This is a genomic window from Pseudoalteromonas maris, from assembly GCF_049257235.1.
GTDB lineage: Bacteria > Pseudomonadota > Gammaproteobacteria > Enterobacterales > Alteromonadaceae > Pseudoalteromonas.
Map to the genome: position 1 here is coordinate 1 of NZ_JBMMUF010000012.1, position 26,680 is coordinate 26,680.

Sequence of the window (26,680 nt, forward strand, 5' to 3'; positions counted from 1 at the left end):
GAAGGCCGGCCCCGACTAGGCGTCCCCAACCGATGATAGTGTGGCATTTGCCATGTGAAAGTAGGTCATCACCAGGCTTCAATTTAAAGAAACCCGCTCTATGAGCGGGTTTTTTGCGTTTGGAGATAAATAAACTCAGTAATCCAAATGCTAGGCCTGAGACTTTTGCAGAATTAGTTTAGAATGAGGGCAGAGGTAGCGATTTAACTCAGAATGAAGTAGAGGTGGGTATTTATGGTACTGGCTGCATATTTATTGATATTTGCGCTTTTTGGGGTTGCTGGCACCTATTTCGCAAAGTTTCTTTATTATCAGTGGTATCGAAAAGAGATGCGCCCTAACTACATTATTAGAGCGCTGCTGTGCATTGTTGTGATATTTATTATTACCGTGCTGCTGTCATTATTTGGTTATTAGTACACTGACTGCGCCGAGCCCATCACTTTTGTACATTGATTTTGCTGACATTGCGTCGCGGGACGCGAAAGATGTTCGCAAATGCTCACCATGCCAGTAGCTGCATTAAATTGAGCCTCACTCGCGGTTATTTGGTCAGCTAGCTTTTGCACTTCGTTTGCATCTGCGGTTTTACTTGAATACACGATATAGTCATTAGGACCACCACATGCACGACTTCCTACTGCTACAACTTTACACTGCATTGAGTTATCACAAGACTTATCTTCGGTAAGCTGACGCAGTGTTTGGTAGCCAGCTAAGATTGATTCTTTCGATGCGTTTGCTGTGATTGGCTGCGTCACTGCTTGTTGTATACGCTGTGCTTCGGGTGATTCGACATTTTGCGGTGCAGGTTTGATTGCATCGAGTTTGTTGTTTTGTAACTGGGTGTTTTCAGCGGCTTGCACATTGGCTTGCGCCACTTGCTCAGTTTCAGACTCTTCGGTGTTATTGCAGGCACTAAGTGCAAGGGTTGCCAGTGCGATGACGGTTAAACGCATAATATCTTGTTATTTTGTTGATGTTCTATACATCATACAAAGAATTGGCCTATGCGCCAACGGCAACACCAAATGAAAGTCTTTAATCACTAATACCACCTTGTGTGAGTCGTGTGGGATCTAACAGTGCAGCCAGCTCTTCATCGGGTATATCGGTGAGTTGTGCGGCAACCTCGATGATAGGTTTATTTTCTGCATAGGCTGTTTTTGCAATTAAAGCTGCTTTTTCGTAGCCAATGATTGGGTTTAATGCCGTTACTAGAATTGGATTCTTAGCAATGGACTCAGATAGGTTGCGCTCGTTGACCCGAAATGAAGCGATAGCTTTATCTGCAAGTGCATGGCAACTATTGGTTATAAGCTCGATACTTTGCAGTAAATTAAAGGCAATCACCGGTAACATGACATTGAGCTCGAAGTTACCTGATTGGCCAGCGATGCTTATAGTGGCGTCGTTTCCTATTACTTGGGCAGCAGCCATGGCAACGGCTTCGGGGATCACAGGATTCACTTTTCCAGGCATAATGGAAGAGCCCGGTTGTAATGCTTCCAACTCTATTTCACCGAGCCCAGATAAAGGACCAGAATTCATCCATCGAAGGTCATTGGCGATTTTCATTAATGCCACCGCTGCAGTTTTGAGTTGCCCCGATACGGCAACTGCGGTGTCCTGAGTTGCAATTAAAAAGAACAGATTACTTGCTGAGCGAAACTCAATATTCGCTTGCTTAGATAATTGTTGTGCAAATGCGGCGGCGAACTTAGGGTCTGCATTAATCCCAGTACCGACAGCCGTTCCGCCTTGCGCCAACTCCTTCAAGTGTGCAGCGCTTTGGGATATGTGTTGTTGTGCTTTAGTCACCTGCTGTTGCCATGAGGACATACTCTGGGCAAAAGTGATAGGCATTGCATCCATTAAATGGGTGCGTCCCGTTTTAACGTATGTACCTTGTTGCTCTATTTTTGCGCTGATAACGCTGGTTAAATGCTCAAGTGCGGGTATAAGCTGAGTTTCAATGGCAATTGCACTACTGAGGTGAATAGCGGTTGGGATGACATCGTTGGAGCTTTGCCCCATATTTACATGGTCATTGGGGTGAACTTTGCTACCTAGTATTTGCGAAGCTCGAGTTGCAATTACCTCGTTTATGTTCATATTCGAACTTGTTCCTGAGCCAGTTTGAAAAACGTCTACAGGAAACTGTTCAAGATGTTGACCCGAGATAACCTCGTCGCACGCTTTGCTGATTGCTAGGTGTATTTTCTCTTCGAGATATCCTAGGTGATAATTGGTGTGTGCCGCAGCCTTTTTTATGTGGCTAAGCGCGCTTATGAATGCCGTTGGCATGGTTAGGGAGCTGATTCTGAAATTGTTCACAGCCCGTTGAGTTTGAGCTTGGTAAAGAGCCTCAAGCGGCACTTTTAACTCTCCCATGCTGTCGTGTTCAGTTCTGTATTTGCTAGCCATAACCTTGCTCCCTTGCGTTAGTTCAGAATAAAAAGCGCCGTTAAAAGTTACGGCGCTTATGATGAGTATTCAGTCTATGTAGGCTTTGAGCATCCACACGAGCTTCTCTTGCTCTTTAATATAGTCACTCATCAGTGCCGCCGTACCTTCATCATCATTATCTCCAGCTTCACTGAGGACTTTGCGTTGCATTTTGATTAAAGTGGCGTAGCCATCCAATAAGTTCTCAACTGCTTTGCCGCCGTCACTGATGTTTTTCGCTTCATTGATCTGGCTGAGCTCAATGTAATCCGAAAAAGCATGTAATGGTTCGCCACCCAAAGTAAGGATGCGTTCGGCTATCTCGTCTACCTTTTCCAGTAGTAAGTTATAGATTTCCTCAAATTTCACGTGGAGCTCGAAAAAGTCTCGGCCTTTTATATTCCAATGGAAGCCTCGAGCATTCATGTATTGAATTTGATAGCAACTAAGTAGTCGGTTTAGTTGTTCGATAACTCGCTGTGTATCTTGTGTATCTAATCCAATTGCATTTACTTGCGACATTGTTTTCTCCTTGAGTTTGAGTATGTACAACAGTATGGCGCACTGAATTCTGATCACAAGTGCATAAAAACGATGCATATAATCGCTTTAAGCGATTCAGCGCCGCCAGAGCACAGCTTGGTAATAGGCATATCACATGCCAACTCAGGGGATGAAGTGGTCAATAATTGATCTGGCGCAAAGTGGCAACGCTTCAAAAAATAAGCGCACATTAAATTTGATTTAGAGCAAAGTTTGCACACCTATGAGGCGCATAATTTACTCATGAACTACAGGAGATAAGTCATGAATAAGTCAAAAAAAGCGGAAATTATAGTGTGTGTGATTGCTGTGCTTACCTTTGTTGTCGGCCTAGTTGGACATCTTGCTGGTGCGAGTTACGCGAATTCTGATGCGTTCGGTTTGATTGCAGCACCTATCCCTTTGGTTTTGGGTGTTATTGCTGTGATTGCTTATAAAATTGCCGCTACAGCTGAAAATTAAGGCGTGTATAACTGCTCAAGGATGTAATCCACAACCTTGCGCGAGTATATAAGGCTGGTGTGACTGAGGTGAAACACTTTATGTTGCGCCATGCCCGAGAGCTTGGTCTCGTCAACCATGACGGTGCCGTCGGACGGTTTTCCCTGTTCTAATAAAGGCAAAATTCCAATGGGAAGATCGCCAGCAATACTGTAAAGCTGTGCGCTAAAAGGCCAGTCATGGTTGTCGCTGACCAAATACTCAAGGCTGTTTTTAAGTAAGCCTTTCATGCCTTTTTGTTCCATATGGCGAGCAATTTGCGCCCCTTTATGGGGTGTGCCGAGAGTAAACACCTTCTTTACTTGCTGCGCCTGTTGGCTGTTTTGACTCAGATATCGTCGAGCGATTAACCCACCCATTGAATGGCATACAAAGGCGCAATCCTTATCACCTATAAAGCCATTAATTTTTTCGCTGATGGCATCTGTATCTGGGTCGAGCGTGTTATAGGAAAGGTTGAGGATCTCATAGCCATGTTTTTTGAGTCGAGCACACAAAGGGTGCATGACAAAACCCGACATATACAAACCATGGAGTACAACGACTTTAGTGATCACATCTATCCTTTGCTAAGTGCTCCTCAATGTAGCTATTTAGCCTTGCCCTTGAAGTAAGGTCAAGTTGATCTGTAACGATTGTTCATTGTTGCTGACCCATACCTCATTATCCTCGATAGTAATAGTCAAATCGATGCTTCGAGAGGCCATAGCTGCCAGCTGCTGAGTTTGTTCGTAAGCTAGGCTAACAATGGTCAAGTTCTTGAAGGAATGGAGTTTCGGCTGATTTTTTTGCCACCACATGCTCTGTGTGTTTTCACCGTAGGTGTAAAGCACCACGTTTTTCGCTTGTGTACAGGCTTTCTTTATGCGCTTTTCATCCGGTAAGCCAAGGTCTATCCATAAGCTGATACTGTCGTCCATCTCACGACACCAGAGTTCTGGCTCATCTTCAGCACATAAGCCTTTGGTAAACTGTAAGTTCTCACTGGCATTAAGAGCAAAAGTTAATAACCTAATCATCAAGCGTTGTTCGGTTTCTGACGGATGCTGGGCAACCGTGAGCGGGTACTCTTGATAATGATGACGGTTTAAATCGCTTACATTTAAACGCGCTTTGATGATCGTGGCCTTCAATGCCATAACAACTCCAACAGCAGTAAAAGGCGGCAGTATACACGCTTCAATCGCGTCATGGGCAAAAATTATACCTACGGCTGTGAGGGTAAAGTCAGTGAAAGTCCTTGCTGGCATGTAGTACAATAAAGGCATTAACCGTTTACTAGCTGTAAGAGTGCGAAGAAAAACATTGCATGCGTTTTTCTTGTTTGCGGCAGCTAAATCAAAAAAGGTCATTAATTCAGATGAGTAGAGCAGGTATTCAGTGGTTCCCAGGCCACATGAACAAAGCACGCAATGAGATCAAAGAAATCATGCCGCAGATGGACGTGATCATTGAGGTGCTCGATGCGCGCATACCTTATAGCAGTGAAAATCCTATGGTTGGTGCGCTGCGAGGTGATAAGCCGGTCATCAAAATATTGAACAAAGCTGATTTAGCTGACCCTGATATGACTAGCCAGTGGATGCAATATTTAGAGCAGGAAAGCGGCGTGAAAGCGTTGCCTCTTGAGCACGATAAAGCCAATCAGGTTGGTAAGATTATTGAGCTGTGTAAAAAGCTAGTGCCACACAAAGTGGGTGCTGATAAACAGATTAAAGCCATGATCATGGGCATTCCAAATGTTGGTAAATCTACCCTGATCAATACCTTGGCAGGACGTATTGTTGCCAAGACTGGTAATGAGCCTGCCGTGACGAAAGCGCAGCAGCGAATCAAGATTGATGAAGGCATCATGCTCTACGATACCCCGGGCATGTTGTGGCCCAAGGTAGAAAATGAAAATTCAGGATACCGCCTTGCAGCGACAGGGGCAATTCGTGACACAGCGATTGAGTACGAGGATGTAGCTAGCTATACCGCCGAATACCTACTGCAAGCGTATCCACAATTATTAGTTGCGCGCTATAAAGTAGATCCCCTCCCAGACCATGATTATGATTTCATGCTCGCAGCGGGAAAGAAGCGTGGATGCATCCGCGGTGGTAATCAGGTGGACTTACACAAGTTTTCAGAGATCCTTATTAACGAGTTGCGAGACGCGGTAATCGGGCGCATTACTATGGAAACGCCACAAATGCGTGAGCAAGAAGAAGAAATGGTTGCTGAGCTTCGTGCTGCTGCCGAGGCTAAAAAAGCAGCTAAAGAAGAGGAAAAGCGTCAGCGTCGCGCAAGAGCGAGAAAGAACCGCCGTTAAGTTTGCATATCTGCGCTGTAGTTTAGACATAAAAAAAGCCCGTAAGGGCTTTTTTGTTTTCATATCTACCGTCACCGATATGAGCAATGTAGCAAGTAAAAATGTATGAGGTGGTGGCAATGTTCAATCAAGGGGCAATCTGAGATTGATGCCAACCACCATGGGTTTCAGGGTCTTGAAACACATCAACATAACTGAGGTTTGTTAACCACCCTCGTTGTTGATAATGATTATCACTTACAAATCCAAGGTAGTCAATAGTTAATGATAATTATTATCATATACATCGTACCTATTTTTACATTTAAACTGCGCATTTTGTTTTTACTTAAGCTAAATTGAAGAAAACAAAGACTTAATTGGACAGACAATGGCCGATAACAACTACCCGCAAGGGCACTTTTGCTGGGTTGAGCTGTGTTCAACGAATTGGCAAGAAGGAAAGGACTTCTACAGCAGCCTGTTCCAATGGACGCCTGATGATCAGCCAATCGGTGACGGGGTGTATTTCACCATGCTCAAGCAGCAGCAAGATGATATTGCGGCAATGTATCAAATGCCTATCGATCAACAAGTGCAAGGTGTTCCTAGTTATTGGTTGAGCTACATTGCGGTTGATAATGTCAAAACGATGACCGAAAAAGCCAAGGAGCTAGGTGCAACGGTGGTTCATGGCCCCCATGATATCCCTGGAGCAGGAGAGATGGTGCTGCTATGCGATCCTTGCGGCGCGATGGTGGCATTGTGGCAAGGCAAGGGGCACAAAGGCTCAAAGCACAAAAGTATTACTCATACTCCTTATTGGTTTGAGCTTGCGACAAGAGAGTTGCAAGTGAGTGTGCATTTCTATGCACAGCTCCTAGGTGCGAAAATCGAGCAAAAGCCTATGGAAGGCATGGAGTATACCTTGTTAACTATCGACGATGAGCCTGTTGCAGGGATGTTGGCAATGGATGAACAGTGGCCAGACGATATCCCTTCGCACTGGATGGTGTATTTTGCCGTTGATGATTGTGATGGGCAAACGCAGCGTGCTCAGGAGTTAGGTGCGCAAGTGTGTGTCCAACCAACCTCTGTGCCAGAAGTTGGTCGTTTTAGTGTACTCAACGACCCTCAAGGCGCAGTATTTTCAATAATTAAACCCGAGGTTTAATTAGGCAAAATTGCCCCCATACTTAAGTCCATATGTCTTCACAATTAAGGGGCTGAATATGACACAGCATGTGGTAATTACAGGGGCTAATCGTGGTATTGGACTGGAATTAGCTAAGCATTATGTAAAAGGTGGTGCGCAGGTAACAGCAATTGTGCGTACCAGCAGTGATGAGCTGGACGCTCTTGGCGTTGATGTTATTAGTGGTATTGATGTCACCAACGAGCACGATATCTTAACGCTCAACTCTGCCCTCACCTCACCCATAGATTTACTCATTAACAATGCCGGACTGTTGCATAGCGAGACCCTCGCAAATATGGACTTTTCAGCAATTGAGGCGCAATTTGCAGTTAATGCGCTCGCGCCATTGCGAGTGACTCACGCTTTGCAAGGCTTGCTGAAATCGGGCGCTAAAGTCGCGATGATCACATCGCGTATGGGTTCTATTGCAGACAATGGTTCAGGAGGGTATATCGGCTACCGCATGTCCAAGGCCGCACTGAACGCGGCCTCAGTAAGTCTGGCTCATGAGCTTAAAGCAAAGAATGTAGCGGTAGGCTTGTTCCATCCGGGATTTGTTCAAACCCGCATGGTGGGCTTTGCAGGAGATGTTACACCCGAAGTGGCGGCCCAAGGCATTAGCCAACGTATTAGAGAGCTCAACGTCGAAAATAGTGGCGGCTTTTGGCATGCCAATGGCGAGCAGCTACCTTGGTAGCGATTTACTCGCCAGCTGCCTGAGCATCAACGTTTAAACATGCTGCTAGGGTGAACAGCAGCACTTGTTCTTGTTCATTAACGTCATTGTCGTGCTCAATGCAGGTTTTACAGGCCTTAATTAAGGCCTGTTTTTTATTGCTTGGTAAGGCTTTTAGTATCAGTAATGCGCGGTGTAATCTAACCACTTGGTTGTGGGCTGTAGCGCTAAAATGCATGGGCAGTGCTAATTGTTCTGCCGCAGCGTCAAACGCAGCCTTTTGTTGTTCGTTATGAGTATGACCAAAGCTTGCCAATGCATTAAATAGCTGCTCACACGCTGATACCACTAATTTTTTGCTCATCACGATGGCTTTTTTATTCGTATCCCCCATTAACGCATGCACCGTTAATTCGTAAAACGCCCAGGCGTTGAGTTGCATGTCGTTATGTGATTTTACGAACTCATCCAAGCTGGCAATAAAGTGCTTTTGTTGTGCTTTGGGTAAGCACCGCAAAGAGCCAATCGCAACCTCAAGCAAGGTAAATTTTTGTTCCATGGTTAAGGCGCTAAGGGCAGCCTCCGCTTGGTCAAAGCGAAATGCATCCACGTTGGGCATATTAATGACTTGGCGTAACTGCGCTTCGCGAATATCCCAGTTGTCATGCAAGCACAGCAGCATGACCAGCCACTTTGCATCAATGGGTTCATGTGCGAGATAACCCAAGGTGCTATCAATGCCCTCGAGTTTTTGTTGGTTTACTGGGTTTTGCGCATGTATTTGGGCTTGTAAATGAGTATGCGCATGTGCTGCCATAGCTCCAGGAACAACGGCAGTGCGGGCACGCTCGACAATAACGCCATCCCATGAAGGGTCAAGAGCCTTAATGCGCTTAGCTAAAGGTGGGTGAGTGCTAAACCATGAGACCCAAGGGTTTAATGCATTACTAAAGAATAAATGACTATAAATATGCGCATTACTTTGTCGTAAGGTATTTTTTCTTGGGCTTGTGGCAATAACTAATAGGGCCTCTGCAAGCTCATAAGGGGAGCGCGTAAGCTCTGCGGCTCCAGCATCTGCCAGAAATTCCCTTTGTCGGCACACCATTGCCTTTATCAGATCACCGAGCTGTGTGCCTAACCAGCCAAAAATGGTAAGCACTAATCCCACTATAATGGTAAAGCCAGCACCATCTCCTTTATTGCGAACTCTCGAGGAGGCTCTCATCGCGCTGTAAATAAGGCTCTCACCAGCTTGACCGATAAAGGTGATGCCGAATAGCAGTGCGCTCATACGCGCGTTTAGGCGAACATCGCCATGACGGATATGACTAAACTCATGAGCTATCACGGCCTGTAATTGGTCGCGAGTAAGCTGCGTGATAGCGCCTTGGGTGACCGCTATCACACTGTCATGTGTATGATAGCCGGCAGCAAAGGCATTGATACTGGGTTGATGTTTTAAAATATAAACACTCGGTAGAGGCATTCGCGCGGCAATCGCTACCTCCTCTACAACATTAAGTAATTGCCTTTCTATGGGGTCATAGGTATTACTTTGGACTTGTTCACCACCGAGTTGAGATGCGATCACCTGTCCGCCTTGGCGCAATTGAAAATACTTATAAAGTACCGCAGCAATAATGACACTGGCGATGGTTGCCGCGATACCTAAATGAAACCCATAAGGTCTATCTTGATCCTGTGCACCAGAGTAAAAGTAGGTATGTGGGTCAGTGCCGTAGAAATCCATCACCCACAGTACAGGGAAGTGGGCCAGCGCAATCAGTGCGCTTACGGCAATCACAAAAAGGGTAACCAGCAACCACGTTTTTCGTCTAGCTTGGCGCTGGTGGGCGAAAAAATTCTGCACCTTAGTTGAATGACACTTTAGGTGCCTGACGTTGCGTTTGTGGATCGTCTAGCTCAAGCAACGGAGCATCTTTAACATGACCTGTCATGTTCGCCACTACCACTTGCGGGAAGCTTTGTTTGTAGGCGTTAAACTGCATCACTGAGTCGTTATATGCTTGGCGCGCAAAGGCGATGCGGTTTTCTGTGCTGGTTAAATCTTCGCTTAAGCTAGCCATGGTTGAATCAGCTTTAAGCTCTGGGTAGTCTTCAATGCTTACTTGCAAAGCACCGAGTGCGCTGGTTAATGCGCCTTCAGAACTGACAAGCTGAGCAAGAGCTGCGGGGTTAATGCCATTGCCTTTGAGTGCTTTGAGTGCACTTACCGCTTGGTTTCGTGCTTCCGTTACCGCTGTTAACGTAGCCTGCTCGTGTTTAAGGTAAGCTTGAGCGGTAGCAACCAAGTTGGGGATCAAGTCGTGGCGGCGATGCAATTGCACATCGATTTGAGCAAACGCATTTTGATATTCGTTTTTGTACTGCACTAAAGTGTTAAAAATTACTATCGCAACGATTGCGACAATCACCAACACGATTAAAAAAATCATCATAGTAAGAGTCCTTCCCTTTTTGTGGGCATTATGAGCTTTGTATTTTGTTTTTACTGAACAAATTTAGCATAGCAAAGATCGACAGCCAGTAACTTACCGCTCAACAATATACCTTATTTAGCCACAAAGTGAGCTAAAATTGTCGCAGATTTGTTATCATTACAGCTTGTTTTGTTCTTAGTAAGGGTTTTAAGTGGAATTATCACAAGGTGCAGTACTCAGTTTGCCGCTCTTTTTACTCAACGATGATTTGTATGCGCGCGATATTGATGCGCCTGACTTGTTGTTAGAGGTCACTCTTGATGAGGATCTTTTGGCAAACCTGTGTCAAAACCCCAGTGCTGAGCAATCGGTGAGTTTGCAACTCAATGAATATCAATTGGTAGCGCAAAGTGAGCCTGTTCCGCAACAAGAACATCAAGGCATGTTAACGTTAAGTCTAGGGCCATTATTAGCTGCCATTGTTGAGTGTGACGACGGTACGAGTTTTGTGTCACCCCAGCTAGAGATGATGCCGACGTTCGATTTAGGGGACGAGGATGAATAAACTTGGATGGGTCTTTGCGCTTTTACTGTGTACAGGCTGCGCCGTATTCGGCGCGCAAAAGTATGACAGTTTATTTGGTGTCCAGCAGGTGCAAAACCGACTGCTGCCAGCCTCACAAGAGCCGCAAAGCTTCTTCCAAGACCATGTTAAACCCGTAATTGATAACCGCTGTGTGGTTTGTCATGGCTGTTACGACGCCCCATGCCAGTTAAAGCTTTCCTCGCCACAAGGTATAGACCGCGGACTGTCAAAAGAGTTGGTTTATGATGGTACGCGCTTGCTTGCAATCGAACCAAGTCGTTTATTTATAGATGCACACACTACACAGCAGTGGCGAGAAAAAGGCTTCACGCCTGTTCTCAATGAACGCGAACAAACAGCCCATGCTAATTTATTGGCCAGCGTCATGTTTCAAAGTCTCGCATTAAAACAGCGTAACCCACAGCCTAAAGATGCGATATTGCCAGAGAGCTTCGATTTTAGCCTCGACAGAGATCAAAGTTGTCCAACGATTGAAGAGTTTGACGACTATGCCAGAGATAACCCATTAGCAGGCATGCCCTATGGTTTGCCCGCCGTGAGTCCCAAAGAAATGGCCTTGCTTACACAGTGGATTCAAAATGGTGCAAGCATGCCCGAACATGCGCCTATCAGCGAGCAACTGCGCGGTGAGGTGGATAAATGGGAGAGCTTTTTGAATCAGGATGATTTGAAACATCGTCTCAGCGCTCGTTATATCTACGAACATTGGTATTTAGCGAATATTTATTTTGATGCTGTTGATAAAGCGCAATTCTTTAAATTAGTGCGCTCAGCTACGCCCCCTGGACAGCCAATTGAGGTGATTGCGACACGTCGCCCGTACGAAGACCCCAAAGTAGAGCGTGTTTATTATCGATTGCGCCCTAATCACAGCACTATTTTAGCGAAAACACATATTCCCTTGGCGCTCAATGAGGATAAGCTAGCGCGCCTAAAGTCGCAGTTTATTCACCCTCAATACAGCGTGACGAAACTTCCTGGGTATAACATCAGCATTGCTTCAAACCCTTTTAAGGTCTTTGCACAACTGCCTGTGCAATCGCGTTATCAATTTATGCTTGATGAAGCAGAGCTTATCATTCGTGGCTTTATTCAAGGGCCTGTTTGCCGTGGGCAAATAGCGCTGAACGTAATTAATGACCATTTTTGGGTGGCATTTGTAGACCCTAAATTTATTGGTAATGAGCAGTTTGAAAACTTCTTAAATAGCCAAGAAGATAAACTTGATATGCCAGCGCAAGAAGACTCCAATGCGTTGCCAATAACCAGTTGGGTAAAATATGCCGCAAAACAAAGCGAGTTTCTTGAAGCCAAAGCGACATTAGCAAATCAGGTGTTCGCGGGTGGTAAAAACTTAACACAAGACATCATTTGGCAAGGTGAGGGGTATAACGATAATGCTGCGCTCACTATTTTTAGACACTTCAACAGTGCAACCGTAGTGAAAGGTTGGGTTGGCGAAGAGCCCAAGACAGCATGGATTCTTGATTACTCATTATTTGAGCGTATCCATTATTTGCTGGTGGCAGGGTTTGATGTTTATGGAAATGTGGGCCATCAACTTATTACCCGTTTGTACATGGACTTCTTACGCATGGAAGGTGAGGATAATTTCTTGTCCTTGCTCCCGATTGAACAAAGAAAGCAATTGCGCGAGCACTGGTACCGCCGTTCACCAACGAGTTTGGTGGAATTCTTAAAAGACTCAGATATTCGCTTTAACCAACCAACTGGGGTGCTCTATAACACTCAAGATTATCAGCACGAGTTGTATGATAAGTTAAAAGCGACACTCGAGCCTGTGATGAGTCAGCGCTATGACTATCAGCAAGTGCCACAAATACTAAGACGATTGAATGACTTACCGAGCAAGGTGGTCAACGTGTTACCGCAGGTGAGTTATATCTTAGTCAAAGGTGACTCAGAATTGCCCAACGCTTACACGCTGGTGCATCACAACGCCCATTACAACATTAGTAGTTTACTTCGCGAAGAAGCACAGCGTGCATACAGTGAGGATACCGCGCTCGTTGTGCCGGGGTTTATTGGCGATTACCCAGAGGCAATTTGGATGTTAAACGCAGACGAATTGGATGCATTTGTTGGAAAGCTGGAAAAAGCAGATACGGAAAAAGCCTACCAAGCGCTTAAAAGTGAGTTTGCAATCAGGCGTACCGACCCAGACTTTTGGCGCTACAGTGACCTGTTACATGACATCGCGAAGCGCTACAGAGGCATTGAGTATGGGCTGTTTGACTATAATCGTCTTGAAAATCGGTAACTTATAAAAAGCGCATTGTAACATTTTAATAACACTTGTTTACTTGTGTCTGTTTTGGCAAAATTGCGGTGGGAAAACAGATGGGAAGCAAGTATGCACTACTGGTTAATTTTGATTGCCGTATTGATGTCGGCAAGCACCGTTAGCGCAAATGAGAAGAAGCTGAGTAAATGTATCAGCCCAACAGGGAAAGTAAAATACACTACGGAGTCTTGTCCTCGAGGTTATCGAGAGCAAGTTATGCAAGAGCAAATGTCATTAATGCAGTTTGCTCAAAAGGCGCGACAAGCGCCTGATGTCGGTCCAAAAGAAGTAGATGAAACTGACTTGGCATATTACTTACGCAGTAATTTTGGCTATACAGACTGGGTTGAAAATGTGCAGCGCAGTTATCTAGAACAGGGTAACGCTGTTGTTGTCGTTGATACATTCCGTTTGCATAAGCTTGAGGGGATTTGTCGCGCGACACACCAATGGATGAAAGATCATCCTCATCCGATTTTTAACCTCGAAGACATGCGCTTTGAGTTCACAACGGGTTCGTCATTCGATACACGTTATATAACGGATGATGTGTGTGAATATCGATTGAGATAATATAAAAAAGGAGCGAAAGCTCCTTTTTTTATATCAATCAGCATACTGATTGGCATTACTGCACTGAATCAGCCGCTGCCAACAACAACTGCTCACTTAAGCGTACTTTGTAGTTCGGGTTTGCGTATTGAAAATGCACGCGAGAGTCAGTATCAAGAACAAATACCGCAGGTACTGGCAGAGCAACTTTCTGTTCACCGTCCAAGGTTACAAAGTTAACCCCGAGCTTATTGCGATAAATATCTGCAACCTTGTCTTCTAAGAAAAATGCCAAGCCTAAATCTTGTGATAGGCGCAGCTGATCGTCAGAAAGCAGCTTATAGTTTGCTGAGCTAATTTTACTTTCTCTAAGCTTTTCTGGGCTATCAGGAGATACGGCTATAATTTGAAAGCCTTTTTCCACTAGCTGCTGCTCAACTTTTTGAATATTCGCCAATTGTTTTGAACAATAGGGGCACCAACCGCCACGATAAACCACCAGTATTGTGGGCTTTTCACTCACTAGGGCTTTAATAGAGACTTCTTCGCCTTGGGTATTTTTTAATGTGCTATCAGGGATCACTAACCCAGGTAAAACTGGGCTCACTTGCTCCGCTGAGTCGCTAATATGCGTGATAGTCGCTGCCTGTGCTACGTGACTGGCAATGAGTAATGTTGAGCTCGCAATGAGCGTGTTTACGAATGTTTTGAGCATGATAAAACGTGCCTTATAAAAAAGTTCTCGAACACAAGAACGAGGTACTTAGGATTATCTTTCATTCCTTCGTCAGATAACGGTATGATAGTTACTATTGAGGATCAATAAGAGAAAAAACATGTCTAGCGCAGCTAAAAAAATCGCGGTCATGCTTGAAATGCAGCATGCAATGAACACCAAAGTCCATGAACAGTGGTTCGAGCAGGGTTTTGAATGGTATCGAGCTATTTGGGTTGAGTGTGCCGAAATGCTTGACCACTACGGTTGGAAGTGGTGGAAAAAACAAACGCCTGATACTGAACAAGTGATCCTTGAGCTCGTAGATATTTTCCACTTTGGCTTGAGCCTGCGTATTGACGGCGAAACAGCATTTAGCGATTTAGCACAACAGCTTGAGCAAGAAATGGCACAGCCACAATGTGCAGATGACTTTAAAGCGACGCTAGAGATTCTTGCTGCAAGTGCCGTGAATGACAAACAATTCAACGCTGGAGCTTTTGCTGGGTGTATGCAGCAAATTGGCATGAATATCGACGACTTATACCGTGGTTACGTGGGTAAAAATACCCTGAACTTCTTCCGCCAAGACAATGGCTACAAAGATGGCACCTATGTCAAAGTGTGGAATGGCCAAGAAGATAACGAACACCTTGTAGAGGTAGTGAAAAGCCTAGATACTGAAAATCCAGACTTCGCACACCTTGTTTATCAGGGCCTGCAGCAGCGTTACCCAGCTTAAACGGGTAAAATATCGCGATAATCAGTGATATTTTCATAACCAGATAGTAAGCGCATTGGCTGTTTACTATCTGGATTGGCCACGGCGAGTAAGTGGCCTATACCAAACTCTTTCGCGCTAGCCAGCACCGCGGCACTGTCATCCACAAACAGTGTACGGCTTTTATCAAACTGCAAGTCAGCCTCTACTTGTTGCCACAAACGTTGTTGTTCTTTACTGACCCCATAGTCATGCGTTGAGATTAGCGTATCTAAATACTTATCCAGCTCTGTTAGCTCGACTTTAAGACTCAAGCTGTCGCGATGGGCATTGGTGAGCAAAATCAGTTTTTTGCCCGCTTTTTTTAAGGCGTGTAAAAAGACGATAGCATCTTCGCGAATGGAGATAAGGTGCTGTATCTCGCGCTTGAGTTCCATGATGGGTAATTGTAACTCTGCTTGCCAATAGTCTAAGCAATACCACTGTAGTTGCCCTTGCACTGCTTCGTACTTATTAGCCATCTCTTTACGGGCATCATCAATGCTCATCTGATGCTTTTTTGCATAGGCGTTAGGCACCACTTCTAACCAAAAATGATTGTCGAAGTGTAAATCAAGTAACGTACCGTCCATGTCGAGTAATACTGTATCGATATTGGCCCAATTCGGCATAGGATTTTCCTAATAAAACAATTATGATGAGAACAAGGTGATAATAACAAAGTCGTGACCATGACACAGAAAAAGCAGCAAATTCCTCCAGAAATATTGAATAATCAGGTCACAGCGCAAAGCCGATTATTCACCGTTGAGGCACTTGATCTTCGTTTTTCTAATGGCGAGCAGCGTCAGTATGAGCGTATTCGTGGCGGTGGTCGAGGTGCCGTGATGATCGTGCCCGTGACCGAAAATGACGAGTTGATTTTAGTTCGAGAATACTGTGCTGGTACACATAACTATCAACTGGGTTTCCCCAAAGGGTTGATTGACCCAGGTGAGACGCCTGAGCAGGCCGCTAATCGAGAGCTCAAAGAGGAAGTGGGTTTGGGCGCTAAAACTATGTCGTGCCTCAAGCAAGTGTCATTGGCTCCAAGTTACTTTAACGCGCAAATGCACATCTTAACGGCGACTAATCTATACCCAGAAGTATTAGCAGGGGATGAGCCTGAACCATTGGAAGTTGTGTATTGGCCAAAATCACAGTGGCAGCAATTATTATCAGAGCCCGATTTTACAGAAGCGCGAAGTGTGGCTGCTTTGCTATTATTAATAAACACCTCAAGCAGCACATAGCGGTAGAATTGGTAAGCGCATCAAAGCATTGATATAGGCAAAAAGGTAAGGGGGCGAAGTTGCAAGAATTCTTACAGCCGTGCATTGAATTGGCAGAGCAAGCCGGAATGGCCATTATGGCTATTTACAAACAGCCTGATATTGGCCGTCAGGTCAAATCAGATGACACTCCCGTAACCAAGGCGGATATTGCCGCGAATGATGTGCTTGTTAAAGGTCTACGCGAGTTAGCGCCCGATATCCCTATTATGTCAGAAGAAACACCTATCCCAGCGTTGGCGGATAGGCAGCATTGGCAGCGATATTGGTTGCTTGATCCTATGGATGGCACCGGAGAGTTTATCTTACAAAGTGGTGACTTTGCCGTGAACATTGCGCTGGTGGAGGACAACCATCCGGTTCTCGGCGTGATTCACTGGCCCGCAAAAAACATTACCTACTATGCGTCGTATAAACATGGTGCGTTTAAAAAGTCTGAGCAAGGCACCCAGCAAATTAGCGTTGCTCAACCAGCGGGATTAACCTTGGCTGTCAGTCGTCGCCAGAAACTTGAAGCCGTTAGCCAATACCTCAACACTTCGTTTGATACCATTGCGTTGGGTTCATGTTCACTCAAAGCATGTATCATCGCCGAAGGTAAAGCCGATTGCTTTATGCGCATCGGGCCAACGGGCGAGTGGGACACTGGCGCGTCACAAATTATTGTTGAAGAAGCGGGTGGATGCATTACTGATGCTGAGTTTAACCCATTGACTTATAACCAACGTGAGTCAACTGAGAACCCTGACTTTATCGTGATGGGTCATCCTGATTGGGAATGGCAAAAGATGATAAACCCTCACCAACGCTCTCATCACGATTAGAATGATGGTGTTGGTTGAAAAATCAGCATCTGAAACAGATATTCAGTTTTAAACTTGCATTTTAAATCTTTTGCTATATTATGGCGCTCTCGTTGACGCAGGGTACCCCCAAAGGCAACGAGATTAAGACGTAAAAGTCTACTGGCGCGGGATGGAGCAGCCTGGTAGCTCGTCGGGCTCATAACCCGAAGGTCGTCGGTTCAAATCCGGCTCCCGCAACCAATTTTTAATTGGAAAGCCCACTTCTTTAGAAAGCAGAAGCAAAACAACTTTCAAGTCTACTGGCGCGGGATGGAGCAGCCTGGTAGCTCGTCGGGCTCATAACCCGAAGGTCGTCGGTTCAAATCCGGCTCCCGCAACCAACTTCTTTTTTGTTCGGTTAGAAGTTAAAAATAAACCCTCAGTCTACTGGCGCGGGATGGAGCAGCCTGGTAGCTCGTCGGGCTCATAACCCGAAGGTCGTCGGTTCAAATCCGGCTCCCGCAACCAATTCTCAGTGATTCCTCACGAACTTTCTCAAAAAACTACTATCGTTCGCCCTACGGTCGTCGCCACGGCGTGTCGCGTTCACATCCGGCTCCCGCAACCAATTCTCAGTGATTCCTCACGAATTTTCTCAAAAGATTACTATCGTTCGCCCTAACGTCGTCGCCACGGCGTGTCGCGTTCAAATCCGGCTCCCGCAACCAATTCTCAGTGATTGCTCACGAATTTTCTCAAAAAATTATTATCGCTCGCCCTATGGGCGTCGCCACGGCGTGTCGCGTTCAAATCCGGCTCCCGCAACCAATTCTCAGTGATTCCTCACGAACTTTCTCAAAAAACTACTATCGTTCGCCCTACGGTCGTCGCCACGGCGTGTCGCGTTCATTCTCAATACTCACAGTTTCCAAAACCAATTTTTGAATATCTTTCAGTCAATTCCCCCTGACTTATACCAATAGTATTCATGTTGTTCGACATTCAACGCTTGCCAATGTGTGTTGTCTTCACGCTGTCTACTTGAAGCCTTTTTCGGCCGATTTTAATTCCAACACACTGTGTTGGTTATATAAAAGGTACAAGCGCGGTAGTATTGAGCTGCTCCTCATATAAAAAATGTCACATTCAGTGTGCGCATTCGCAAAATGAGATGCAGGATCGGGCTAGGATCTCCGCGATTTGTAGGTCAGAAGCACTACAGCAATCGATTGAGCACTCAAAAAACTCCACCTTTACCAGTTTTTCTCAATTTGATTGCATTTTAAGCGGTTTCGATGATGATGTTCATTGCAAGAGGTGATATACTCCCGCCGAATAATTTTTCGACCAATCAGAGTATAGAAATGGCAGATTTATCCAAATACAGAAACATTGGTATTTTCGCGCACGTTGATGCGGGTAAAACTACCACCACTGAGCGTATCCTTAAGCTCACCGGTAAAATCCACAAAACTGGTGAAGTACATGATGGTGAGTCAACAACTGACTTCATGGAGCAGGAAGCAGAGCGTGGTATCACAATCCAGTCAGCTGCTGTAACGTGTGAGTGGAAAGGTCACCGTTTAAACGTAATCGACACTCCTGGACACGTTGACTTCACAGTAGAAGTATACCGTTCATTGAAAGTACTTGACGGTGGTATCGGTGTATTCTGTGGTTCTGGTGGTGTTGAGCCGCAGTCAGAAACTAACTGGCGTTATGCGAACGAATCAGAAGTTGCACGTGTTATCTTCGTAAACAAACTAGACCGTATGGGTGCTGATTTCTACCGCGTTGTAGATCAAGTACGTAACGTACTTGGTGCAAACCCACTTGTTATGACTCTTCCTATCGGTATCGAAGACGAGTTCTGTGGTGTTGTTGACGTTCTTGAGAAGAAAGCGTACGTATGGGATGACACTGGTCTTCCAGAAAACTACGAAGTACAAGACGTTCCAGCAGACATGGTAGACAAAGTTGAAGAATACCATGAGATGCTAGTTGAGTCTGCGGTTGAGCAAGACGACGACCTAATGGAAGCGTACATGGAAGGTGAAATGCCTTCAATTGAGCAAATCAAAGCATGTATCCGTAAAGGTACTCGTGACCTTTCGTTCTTCCCAACATTCTGTGGTTCTGCGTTCAAGAACAAAGGTGTTCAACTAGTACTAGATGCTGTTGTTGACTACCTACCAGCTCCTACTGAAGTTGACCCTCAGCCACTAACTGATCCTGAAACAGGTGAGCCTACTGGTGAAGTAGCAACTGTTTCTGCAGATGAGCCACTTAAAGCGCTAGCGTTCAAAATCATGGACGACCGTTTCGGTGCACTTACCTTCATCCGTATCTACTCAGGTCGCATGAAGAAGGGTGATACAGTTCTTAACTCTGCTACAGGTAAAACTGAGCGTATCGGCCGTATGGTTGAGATGCAAGCAGACGAGCGTACTGAACTTACCGAAGCACAAGCAGGTGACATCATCGCTGTTGTAGGTATGAAGAACGTTCAAACAGGTCACACTCTTTGTGATCCTAAGCACGAATGTACACTTGAAGCGATGATCTTCCCTGATCCAGTAATCTCAATCGCTGTTGCTCCTAAAGACAAAGGCGGTAACGAGAAGATGGGTATCGCTATCGGTAAGATGGTTGCAGAAGATCCGTCATTCCAAGTTGAAACTGACGAAGATTCAGGCGAAACCATCCTTAAAGGTATGGGTGAGCTTCACCTAGATATCAAAGTTGATATCCTTAAGCGTACTTACGGCGTAGACCTAATCGTTGGTCAACCTCAGGTTGCTTACCGTGAAACTATCACGCAACAAGTTGAAGATAGCTACACGCACAAGAAGCAGTCTGGTGGTTCTGGTCAGTTCGGTAAAATTGATTACCGCATCAAGCCAGGTGAGCCAAACTCAGGCTTCACGTTCACTTCATCAGTTGTTGGTGGTAACGTTCCTAAGGAATTCTGGCCAGCAGTTGAGAAAGGCTTCGCTTCAATGATGGAGCAAGGTGTTCTTGCAGGCTTCCCAGTACTAGACGTTGAAGTTGAACTATTCGACGGTGGTTTCCACGCAGTTGACTCATCAGCAATCGCGTTCGAAATCGCAGCGAAAGGTGCATTCCGTCAGTCTATCCCTAAAGCGGGCCCGCAGCTTCTTGAGCCAATCATGAAAGTTGACGTGTTCACTCCGGAAGACAACGTGGGTGACGTAATCGGTGACCTTAACCGTCGTCGTGGTATGATCAAAGACCAAGAAGCAGGCGCTATGGGCGTTCGCATCAAGGGTGAAGTACCACTATCAGAAATGTTCGGTTACATCGGCCACCTACGTACTATTACTTCAGGTCGTGGTCAGTTCTCTATGGAGTTCTCACACTACGCACCTTGTCCGAACAATGTAGCGGAAGAAGTAATTGCAGCTGAAAAAGCGAAGAAAGACGCTAAGTAATTAGTTCTTTTTTACAGAAAAACCCAAGCTTTTAGCTTGGGTTTTTTTATGCCTTTTATATCGATATAAATCATTTCGGCTGTCATCTAGTAGTCATATTTCTATCATCTTTAAGTCAACGAACCGTTATTTTTTAGCAACATTTTCCCTTTAGAGTATGCCCAGCAGCGAGATACTGCTCTTGCTATTAGGAAGTCGCTTTTAGGTGCAATGCACCCAAAACGTTCTCAATCATCACTCGGGAATACATAATGAAAATGACAAAGCTAGCACTTGCCTCGGCTCTTGCGCTATCGAGCCATGCTTTTGCAGGCGTGTTACCTGCGGCACAATCACAAAGCCCATGGTACCAAGCTGATCAAGACAAAGTGGTCGCCAAGCAACAGCATGCGGTGGCACAAAAACCTACCAAAGCAAAAAACGTGATTCTGTTTGTAGGTGACGGTATGGGTATTTCAACACTCACCGCAGCACGAATTCTGCAGGGACAGCAACAGGGGCTGCTGGGAGAGGAAAACTACCTTAGCTTCGAGACCTTCCCTTATTCTGCGCAAGTAAAAACATACAATGTAGATGCGCAAACTCCAGATTCGGCGGGCACCATGACGGCGATGGCGTCGGGTGTTAAAACAGATGTTGGGGTGATAGGTGTAGACGAAGACGTTGAGCGCGGAGATTGCTCAACCGTTGCCGGCAATGAGCTTGTTACCGCTTTGGAGTTAGCTGAAATCCGCGGTTTAAGCACGGGAGTTATATCAACAGCGCGTATCACTCATGCGACTCCGGCTGCAACTTACGCTAAATCAGCTGATCGTAACTGGGAAGATGTGTCGGATATGCCTGCTGAGGCGATAGAGGCTGGATGCCAAGATATTGCCAGTCAGCTTGTTAACTTTGAGGCAAACCTAGAAGCGCGTTTTCTAGGGACGGACGTTGATGGTATCGAAGTCGTTATGGGTGGTGGTCGTCGCCACTTTTTGCCAAAAGACGAGGCCTATAACACTGCCGATGCACGCAGTTCCGTCGAAGGGGACCGCACAGACGGTGTCGACCTCACTGCGCAATGGCAGCAGCAATATGAAAACGGCGTATACGTATGGGATAAAACGGGATTTGATGCCATCGATGCCAATGCGGAGCGTGTTTTTGCATTGTTCAATGAGTCGCACATGCAATACGAAGCAGACCGCGAAAATGATATCTCAGGCGAGCCTTCACTATCTGAAATGACAGCTAAAGCTATTGATATTCTTGATAACAATGACCAAGGTTTCTTTTTAACCGTCGAGTCAGGGCGCATCGACCACGGGCATCATGCAGGTAATGCATACAATGCATTGAACGACACCATTGAGCTGGCAAAAGCAGTGCAAATGGCTGTTGCTAACACTAATCCAGAAGAGACGCTAGTCCTAGTCACCGCGGATCATAGCCACGTATTTACCATTGCGGGCTATCCAAAACGTGGGAATCCGATACTTGGTCAAGTCGTTGCGGTAGGCAAAAACACACCGACATTAGCCGCGGATGGACAGCCATATACCACGGTTGGTTACGCCAATGGGTTGGGCTTTCGTGACCTTGGTGCACAAACCGATGCTGATGCAAGTTACAGCGAAGCGGCACTGGCTGGTCGCCAGAACATAGCTGGTATCGATACCACGGCTGCGGGATTTCACCAAGAAGCCACTATTCCACTGAGTTCAGAAACACATGCAGGTGAAGATATTGCGCTTCATGCCAAAGGTCCGAGTGCGCACTTAGCGCAAGGCGTGGTGGAGCAAAGTATGGTTTTCCACATCATAGATTCAGCACTTGAGCTAACGAAGCAATAGGGATACGTTCAATGAAAAAACTAAGTTTTCTTTGTGTAGCAGTAGCTGCTGCATTGGCGGGGTGCTCAGACGATGATGCGCCGCAAAAACTAACACTTGAAACAGCGATAGCTGTGGGCGATGGCCAGTGTGTTAACGGTGGTATCAAAGTGCAAGCGGGTGCTGATGATAATGGCAATGGTCAGCTTGAAGGCAGCGAAGTAGACGCCTCTCAAATAAACTGTAACCCAGTTAAGACGTCGCTTGATGAGTCTGAGTTAGCTAACTTAACGCAAAATACATGGTTTACAGATGCAAAAGCGAAAGTAAGTGCGGCACAATCGCGCTCGGAGGCGGTGATGACTTCAGCACCTAAAGCGAAAAATGTGATCTTATTCGTGGGTGACGGTATGGGTATCTCCACGGTGACTGCGGCGCGAATTCTGGCAGGTCAGCTTGAAGGCAAAGCGGGTGAAGAGCACCAGTTAAGCTTTGAAAAAATGCCATTCTCAGGTTTCTCAAAAACCTACAACGTAGATGCACAAACACCAGACTCTGCCGGCACCATGACTGCCATGGCGTCAGGCGTAAAAACTGACGTCGGCGTGATTGGCGTGGCTGAAGGCGTTGAGCGCGGTAATTGTGCGTCTGTATCTGGTAATGAACTCGTGACAGCTTTGGAGCTTGCAGAAATAGCAGGTAAATCAACAGGTGTTATATCAACGGCGCGTATTACCCACGCAACACCAGCGGCAACCTATGCTAAATCGGCGGATCGTAATTGGGAAGATGTATCTGATATGCCAAGCGACGCAGTGATCCAAGGGTGCGAAGACATCGCGATGCAATTAGTGAACTTTGAGCAAAACCTCGAAGCACGATTTGATGTTGATGTAGATGGTATTGAAGTCGTGATGGGTGGCGGTCGCCGTCACTTCTTACCGAAAGACCCTGCGTTTAACAGTACTGACGCGGTGAGTAGTACTGAAGGTGACCGTACGGATGGCATCGACTTAACGGCAAAATGGCAACAAGCTTACCCAACGGGTAAATACGTTATAGATCAAGCAGGCTTTGACGCTATCGATGCGGCAACGACTGAGCGTGTATTCGGGTTGTTCAATGAGTCGCACATGCAATATGAACAAGACCGAGCGAATGATATTGCTGGTGAGCCTTCTTTGGCACAAATGACGACCAAAGCCATCGACATTCTTAATAATAACAGCGAAGGCTTCTTCCTCACTGTAGAAGCGGGTCGTATCGACCACGGTCATCACGCAGGGAATGCTTACAACGCCTTGCATGATACCGTCGCGTTTGCTGACGCCGTGCAAGCTGCTATGGATAACACCAATAGCGAAGATACCCTGATCATTGTCACTGCCGATCACAGCCATGTATTTACCATAGCGGGCTATCCCAAACGAGGTAATCCGATCTTAGGTAAGGTTGTGGGTGTGGGGAAAGAGTCACCGACATTGGCAGCTGATGGAATGCCGTATACCACGCTTGGTTATGCAAATGGTAATGGTTTCAAAGACTTAGGCGCAGAGACAGACGCAGATGCAGGCTACAACGGTGATATCGTGACCGGTCGCGTAGATTTAACGAATGTTGATACTACAACACCAGGCTTCCACCAAGAAGCATTAGTACCGATGAGCTCAGAGACACACGCTGGTGAAGATGTGGGGATTTACGCTCAAGGCCCTGGTGCACATCTAGTTACAGGCACCAACGAGCAAAGCTACATTTTCCATGTAATGAACTATGCAGCTGACTTGGTTACTCAAGCACAGGCGAAACTACCTAATTAACCGGGTTCACTCATCAGGGTCAAGGTCTATGTCTTGGCCCTTTTTATATTGGATTATCAATGAAGTATTTAGTTTTTATCACATTAGGTATGGTGCTAAACCAAGCTACACTTGCCGTTGCAGCACCGGCTAAGCAATGCGATGTTAATCCCGAGATCATCAAAGCGAGCTACCACCAAACACAGGCGCAAGGGGAAGTAAGACGCTTCAACCTTTGGCGATTTAATTCAGCCATTGCGCATCAATCAGTTGATACAGGTGTGGTTGAAAAATGGCAGCAGCTTAAAACAGGGCAATTACGACCCACGCGATATTTCGAAACGTATCAACGTGGCATTGAGTATCAACCGGGTGAACTAAGAAGTCACAACCAGCCGGATTGGTCACAGAAATACCAATTAGTCAGTGATAGTTTGCTGACGTCTTCAGTTAAGCAATATGGCCATGGCTGTAATCGCGAAGTGCGCTTTGAGCATCGTCAAGGACAGCAAAGTATCGCCATTGAATGGTTACCTGAACTGGATTTGCTTAAGTCAATGACGGTAAAGGAACAAGCACCCAACGGGCTAACAAAGGTGATTAGCTCACTGCAATTACGTGATTATCAGTCGGCTAGACACATCGTAGAGCAGCAGTTTGCATTGTGGGATCGCTATCAAATCACAGACTATGCCGATGTGGGTGACAACGAGAGCGATCCATTTTTGAGCAAGATGATTAATCAAGGCTTTGTTGAGCATGGCGCTTCAGGGTTCTACGATAGTCAGGGGCATGCGATCGGTGGGCATCACCACTAGGCTTTGTCGGGCCGCCGACAGCGGCGGTTTTGTTGGTCAGGGTTTACCCTGACAACCTTGCAAGGCTAAAGCCTCGCCTACAGGTAATTGCAGGCATTGTTGTTTAGGTCAGACTTTGTCGCGTTGGGCGACGAGAGACCGAAGCTTTGCTTCGTTCGCTCATCGCCCTCAAACAACTCATAGGGCTTTTAACTTAGCCATCCAAGGTCAAGTTGTGCTACCCGCCCACCATGCTCAGCGCAGATATCAGGGAGGAGGGAATCCTTGTGGGTCAGGCTTTAGCCTGACGATGACATTTGCGGCTTTTGGTGCCGCCAGTTCTGCTGTCTGTAGCGATTGAGCATCGCTGTTTTGTGGGGCGGTGCTTTCGTCGACAAAGGATTTTACAGTTAGATTTTGTCGGACCGCCGACGACGGGTTAGAGGAAATGCTTGTCCATTTCCTCTAACAACTCCTAGGACACCCCCAAATTTGTTGGTGCTTGCGCGTGTTGTGCGACTAACGCCCACCATGCTCAGCGCAGATATCAGGGAGGAGGGAATCCTTGTGGGTCAGGCTTTAGCCTGACGATGACATTTGCGGCTTTTGGTGCCGCCAGTTCTGCTGTCTGTAGCGATTGAGCATCGCTGTTTTGTTGGTCGGTGCTTTGCGTCGACAAAGGATTTTACAGTTAGATTTTGTCGGACCGCCGACGACGGGTTAGAGGAAATGCTTGTCCATTTCCTCTAACAACTCCTAGGACACCCCCAAATTTGCTGATGCTTGCGCGTGCTGTGCGACTAACGCATACAGCGAAACTCGGCTATCCTTGCCTCGATTCGCTTAACCTGACCATCCAAGGTCAAGTTGTGCTACCCGCCCACCATGCTCAGCGCAAATGTCAGGGGGAAAGCGATACCTGTGGTAGTCGAACTAAACTTAAGAATTATGAGGCTATAGGTGAAGGCTCAGTTTTAAACTGTGTACCTGTTATTGCCTGTAATCAAAATGGCTGGTAACTTTCTGGTATTATTGAATAAAATTTAGTTAGCGTGAAAAATCTGGGTTGTGAATAACTTACTTAACCGATAATTCGCACTAATATACTGTCAGTGCTCTAGAGGATATCGCAATATGATGGAAATAATTGGATTGATCGTTGGGATAGTTGGAACTGCTATAGCCATTTATCAAGCTGCCATAATCAATGAATCCAAAAAGCGAAAAAATGAGCTGCAGTATCTGTTTGCCGGCATCAATGCTGCCGCCAATCAAAAACAACAGGCATGGCAGAGTCAAATTTCATTACTGCCCAAACCTACCACTCCAGAAGAGTGGGAGATTGCGAGGCTCTACGTTAGAGCAAGAGATGACGCAATGGAAATAGCAAATTTAACGAGCGCTCTGGAAGGGGCAATCGATCCAGATAATAGCGCCATTGTGAGCATGATGGATAAATATAAAAAAATCGTAGATAAAAATAATCAAATGATGCAGGGCCCCGGCATTGAGCAGCCGCAATCAAGCACTAACAAGGCAAATCAGCAAGAGCCTTCGGGCGAGACGCGCTAACGCGCCTCAGCTTGCGGCGTTAATTCAAATCTAACAGGCGTTGACCGACAACAACAAGCACCATGGCACACTTTTCCATTAAGTATTCCAACAAAAAGGGCAGATAAACTATCTGCCCTTTTTAGTT

Annotated in this window: 24 protein-coding genes and 3 tRNA genes; 18 read left to right on the plus strand and 9 right to left on the minus strand. The window is 46.0% G+C overall.

Annotated elements, in window-relative coordinates; translation table 11 throughout:
- Positions 1–413: 413 nt before the first annotated feature.
- The 3 genes from AAEU32_RS14140 to AAEU32_RS14150 form a co-directional block, all read right to left on the minus strand.
- Positions 414–959 carry a hypothetical protein gene (locus AAEU32_RS14140; RefSeq protein ID WP_421971191.1) on the minus strand — a complete coding sequence of 182 codons (546 nt, stop codon included), beginning with the start codon at positions 957–959 and terminating at the stop codon, positions 414–416.
- An 82-nt stretch (positions 960–1,041) separates the two neighbouring features.
- Positions 1,042–2,427 (minus strand): class II fumarate hydratase, encoded by a 1,386-nt coding sequence (locus tag AAEU32_RS14145; RefSeq protein WP_421971192.1) that lies wholly within the window; start codon positions 2,425–2,427, stop codon positions 1,042–1,044.
- Positions 2,428–2,496: 69 nt separating this feature from the next.
- Positions 2,497–2,970, minus strand: coding sequence for a Dps family protein (locus AAEU32_RS14150; RefSeq protein WP_421971193.1), 474 nt, complete (start codon positions 2,968–2,970; stop codon positions 2,497–2,499).
- A 285-nt stretch (positions 2,971–3,255) separates the two neighbouring features.
- On the opposite strand from AAEU32_RS14150, the gene AAEU32_RS14155 reads away from it, so the two are divergent.
- Positions 3,256–3,453: a hypothetical protein gene (locus AAEU32_RS14155; RefSeq protein WP_421971194.1), complete on the plus strand. Its 198-nt coding sequence runs from the start codon at positions 3,256–3,258 to the stop codon at positions 3,451–3,453.
- Here the strand turns inward: AAEU32_RS14155 and AAEU32_RS14160 are convergent.
- Positions 3,450–4,013, minus strand: coding sequence for a PGAP1-like alpha/beta domain-containing protein (locus AAEU32_RS14160; protein WP_421971261.1), 564 nt, complete (start codon positions 4,011–4,013; stop codon positions 3,450–3,452). The genes AAEU32_RS14155 and AAEU32_RS14160 overlap by 4 nt on opposite strands.
- Positions 4,014–4,085: 72 nt before the next feature.
- Positions 4,086–4,631 (minus strand): YaeQ family protein, encoded by a 546-nt coding sequence (locus tag AAEU32_RS14165; RefSeq protein WP_421971195.1) that lies wholly within the window; start codon positions 4,629–4,631, stop codon positions 4,086–4,088.
- A 221-nt stretch (positions 4,632–4,852) separates the two neighbouring features.
- Between AAEU32_RS14165 and ylqF the strand changes: the two genes are divergently transcribed.
- The 3 genes from ylqF to AAEU32_RS14180 all read left to right on the plus strand — a co-directional run bounded on the left by ylqF (position 4,853) and on the right by AAEU32_RS14180 (position 7,680).
- The gene (gene ylqF, locus AAEU32_RS14170; RefSeq protein ID WP_421971196.1) at positions 4,853–5,806 is read left to right on the plus strand and encodes a ribosome biogenesis GTPase YlqF; all 954 of its coding nucleotides are present in this window, start codon (positions 4,853–4,855) and stop codon (positions 5,804–5,806) included.
- A 370-nt stretch (positions 5,807–6,176) separates the two neighbouring features.
- A complete protein-coding gene (locus AAEU32_RS14175) occupies positions 6,177–6,959 on the plus strand; it encodes a VOC family protein (protein WP_421971197.1) in 783 nt (260 codons plus the stop codon).
- 58 nt (positions 6,960–7,017) lie between these two features.
- Positions 7,018–7,680, plus strand: coding sequence for an SDR family oxidoreductase (locus tag AAEU32_RS14180; RefSeq protein WP_421971198.1), 663 nt, complete (start codon positions 7,018–7,020; stop codon positions 7,678–7,680).
- A gap of 4 nt (positions 7,681–7,684) precedes the next feature.
- Here the strand turns inward: AAEU32_RS14180 and AAEU32_RS14185 are convergent, their stop codons facing one another.
- Positions 7,685–9,532, minus strand: coding sequence for a M48 family metallopeptidase (locus tag AAEU32_RS14185; protein ID WP_421971199.1), 1,848 nt, complete (start codon positions 9,530–9,532; stop codon positions 7,685–7,687).
- Between the two features lies 1 nt (position 9,533).
- Positions 9,534–10,121 (minus strand): LemA family protein, encoded by a 588-nt coding sequence (locus AAEU32_RS14190; RefSeq protein WP_421971200.1) that lies wholly within the window; start codon positions 10,119–10,121, stop codon positions 9,534–9,536.
- A 193-nt stretch (positions 10,122–10,314) separates the two neighbouring features.
- Between AAEU32_RS14190 and AAEU32_RS14195 the strand changes: the two genes are divergently transcribed.
- The 3 genes from AAEU32_RS14195 to AAEU32_RS14205 all read left to right on the plus strand — a co-directional run bounded on the left by AAEU32_RS14195 (position 10,315) and on the right by AAEU32_RS14205 (position 13,588).
- Positions 10,315–10,668 (plus strand): hypothetical protein, encoded by a 354-nt coding sequence (locus AAEU32_RS14195; protein ID WP_421971201.1) that lies wholly within the window; start codon positions 10,315–10,317, stop codon positions 10,666–10,668.
- Positions 10,661–12,991: a fatty acid cis/trans isomerase gene (locus tag AAEU32_RS14200; RefSeq protein WP_421971202.1), complete on the plus strand. Its 2,331-nt coding sequence runs from the start codon at positions 10,661–10,663 to the stop codon at positions 12,989–12,991. Before AAEU32_RS14195 ends, AAEU32_RS14200 begins: the two co-directional genes overlap by 8 nt.
- A gap of 93 nt (positions 12,992–13,084) precedes the next feature.
- The gene (locus AAEU32_RS14205; RefSeq protein WP_421971203.1) at positions 13,085–13,588 is read left to right on the plus strand and encodes a hypothetical protein; all 504 of its coding nucleotides are present in this window, start codon (positions 13,085–13,087) and stop codon (positions 13,586–13,588) included.
- A 55-nt stretch (positions 13,589–13,643) separates the two neighbouring features.
- Here AAEU32_RS14205 and AAEU32_RS14210 read toward each other — a convergent pair whose 3' ends face one another.
- Positions 13,644–14,282 (minus strand): peroxiredoxin-like family protein, encoded by a 639-nt coding sequence (locus tag AAEU32_RS14210; RefSeq protein WP_421971204.1) that lies wholly within the window; start codon positions 14,280–14,282, stop codon positions 13,644–13,646.
- A 121-nt stretch (positions 14,283–14,403) separates the two neighbouring features.
- Between AAEU32_RS14210 and AAEU32_RS14215 the strand changes: the two genes are divergently transcribed.
- A complete protein-coding gene (locus tag AAEU32_RS14215; RefSeq protein ID WP_421971205.1) occupies positions 14,404–15,024 on the plus strand; it encodes a dUTP diphosphatase in 621 nt (206 codons plus the stop codon).
- Here the strand turns inward: AAEU32_RS14215 and yrfG are convergent.
- Complete coding sequence (gene yrfG / locus AAEU32_RS14220) at positions 15,021–15,674, minus strand: GMP/IMP nucleotidase (protein ID WP_421971206.1); 654 nt, start codon at positions 15,672–15,674, stop codon at positions 15,021–15,023. The two genes, AAEU32_RS14215 and yrfG, sit on opposite strands and share 4 nt — an antisense overlap.
- Positions 15,675–15,734: 60 nt before the next feature.
- On the opposite strand from yrfG, the gene nudE reads away from it, so the two are divergent.
- From nudE to AAEU32_RS14270, 10 genes are all read left to right on the plus strand, one after another.
- Positions 15,735–16,295 (plus strand): ADP compounds hydrolase NudE, encoded by a 561-nt coding sequence (nudE, locus tag AAEU32_RS14225; protein ID WP_421971207.1) that lies wholly within the window; start codon positions 15,735–15,737, stop codon positions 16,293–16,295.
- A 59-nt stretch (positions 16,296–16,354) separates the two neighbouring features.
- Positions 16,355–17,158 carry a 3'(2'),5'-bisphosphate nucleotidase CysQ gene (gene cysQ, locus AAEU32_RS14230; RefSeq protein WP_421971208.1) on the plus strand — a complete coding sequence of 268 codons (804 nt, stop codon included), beginning with the start codon at positions 16,355–16,357 and terminating at the stop codon, positions 17,156–17,158.
- Between the two features lie 145 nt (positions 17,159–17,303).
- Positions 17,304–17,380, plus strand: a tRNA-Met gene (locus AAEU32_RS14235).
- Between the two features lie 63 nt (positions 17,381–17,443).
- Positions 17,444–17,520: transfer RNA gene (locus AAEU32_RS14240), tRNA-Met, on the plus strand.
- A 50-nt stretch (positions 17,521–17,570) separates the two neighbouring features.
- A tRNA-Met gene (locus AAEU32_RS14245) sits at positions 17,571–17,647 on the plus strand.
- Positions 17,648–18,483: 836 nt separating this feature from the next.
- Complete coding sequence (gene fusA / locus AAEU32_RS14250; protein WP_421971209.1) at positions 18,484–20,571, plus strand: elongation factor G; 2,088 nt, start codon at positions 18,484–18,486, stop codon at positions 20,569–20,571.
- 251 nt (positions 20,572–20,822) lie between these two features.
- Entirely contained in the window at positions 20,823–22,406 is a 1,584-nt protein-coding gene (locus AAEU32_RS14255) for an alkaline phosphatase (RefSeq protein ID WP_421971210.1), read from the plus strand.
- An 11-nt stretch (positions 22,407–22,417) separates the two neighbouring features.
- The gene (locus tag AAEU32_RS14260) at positions 22,418–24,205 is read left to right on the plus strand and encodes an alkaline phosphatase (RefSeq protein WP_421971211.1); all 1,788 of its coding nucleotides are present in this window, start codon (positions 22,418–22,420) and stop codon (positions 24,203–24,205) included.
- Between the two features lie 59 nt (positions 24,206–24,264).
- A complete protein-coding gene (locus tag AAEU32_RS14265) occupies positions 24,265–25,002 on the plus strand; it encodes a hypothetical protein (RefSeq protein WP_421971212.1) in 738 nt (245 codons plus the stop codon).
- A 1,113-nt stretch (positions 25,003–26,115) separates the two neighbouring features.
- Entirely contained in the window at positions 26,116–26,553 is a 438-nt protein-coding gene (locus AAEU32_RS14270) for a hypothetical protein (RefSeq protein WP_421971213.1), read from the plus strand.
- Positions 26,554–26,680: the final 127 nt, after the last annotated feature.

Coding starts and splice junctions, on each gene's coding strand:
- AAEU32_RS14140 (WP_421971191.1), bottom strand. CDS start 959: ATGCGTTTAACCGTCATCGCACTGGCAACCCTTGCACTTAGTGCCTGC.
- AAEU32_RS14145 (WP_421971192.1), bottom strand. CDS start 2,427: ATGGCTAGCAAATACAGAACTGAACACGACAGCATGGGAGAGTTAAAA.
- AAEU32_RS14150 (WP_421971193.1), bottom strand. CDS start 2,970: ATGTCGCAAGTAAATGCAATTGGATTAGATACACAAGATACACAGCGA.
- AAEU32_RS14155 (WP_421971194.1), top strand. CDS start 3,256: ATGAATAAGTCAAAAAAAGCGGAAATTATAGTGTGTGTGATTGCTGTG.
- AAEU32_RS14160 (WP_421971261.1), bottom strand. CDS start 4,013: ATGTCGGGTTTTGTCATGCACCCTTTGTGTGCTCGACTCAAAAAACAT.
- AAEU32_RS14165 (WP_421971195.1), bottom strand. CDS start 4,631: ATGGCATTGAAGGCCACGATCATCAAAGCGCGTTTAAATGTAAGCGAT.
- ylqF (WP_421971196.1), top strand. CDS start 4,853: ATGAGTAGAGCAGGTATTCAGTGGTTCCCAGGCCACATGAACAAAGCA.
- AAEU32_RS14175 (WP_421971197.1), top strand. CDS start 6,177: ATGGCCGATAACAACTACCCGCAAGGGCACTTTTGCTGGGTTGAGCTG.
- AAEU32_RS14180 (WP_421971198.1), top strand. CDS start 7,018: ATGACACAGCATGTGGTAATTACAGGGGCTAATCGTGGTATTGGACTG.
- AAEU32_RS14190 (WP_421971200.1), bottom strand. CDS start 10,121: ATGATGATTTTTTTAATCGTGTTGGTGATTGTCGCAATCGTTGCGATA.
- AAEU32_RS14200 (WP_421971202.1), top strand. CDS start 10,661: ATGAATAAACTTGGATGGGTCTTTGCGCTTTTACTGTGTACAGGCTGC.
- AAEU32_RS14205 (WP_421971203.1), top strand. CDS start 13,085: ATGCACTACTGGTTAATTTTGATTGCCGTATTGATGTCGGCAAGCACC.
- AAEU32_RS14210 (WP_421971204.1), bottom strand. CDS start 14,282: ATGCTCAAAACATTCGTAAACACGCTCATTGCGAGCTCAACATTACTC.
- AAEU32_RS14215 (WP_421971205.1), top strand. CDS start 14,404: ATGTCTAGCGCAGCTAAAAAAATCGCGGTCATGCTTGAAATGCAGCAT.
- yrfG (WP_421971206.1), bottom strand. CDS start 15,674: ATGCCGAATTGGGCCAATATCGATACAGTATTACTCGACATGGACGGT.
- nudE (WP_421971207.1), top strand. CDS start 15,735: ATGACACAGAAAAAGCAGCAAATTCCTCCAGAAATATTGAATAATCAG.
- fusA (WP_421971209.1), top strand. CDS start 18,484: ATGGCAGATTTATCCAAATACAGAAACATTGGTATTTTCGCGCACGTT.
- AAEU32_RS14255 (WP_421971210.1), top strand. CDS start 20,823: ATGAAAATGACAAAGCTAGCACTTGCCTCGGCTCTTGCGCTATCGAGC.
- AAEU32_RS14260 (WP_421971211.1), top strand. CDS start 22,418: ATGAAAAAACTAAGTTTTCTTTGTGTAGCAGTAGCTGCTGCATTGGCG.
- AAEU32_RS14265 (WP_421971212.1), top strand. CDS start 24,265: ATGAAGTATTTAGTTTTTATCACATTAGGTATGGTGCTAAACCAAGCT.
- AAEU32_RS14270 (WP_421971213.1), top strand. CDS start 26,116: ATGATGGAAATAATTGGATTGATCGTTGGGATAGTTGGAACTGCTATA.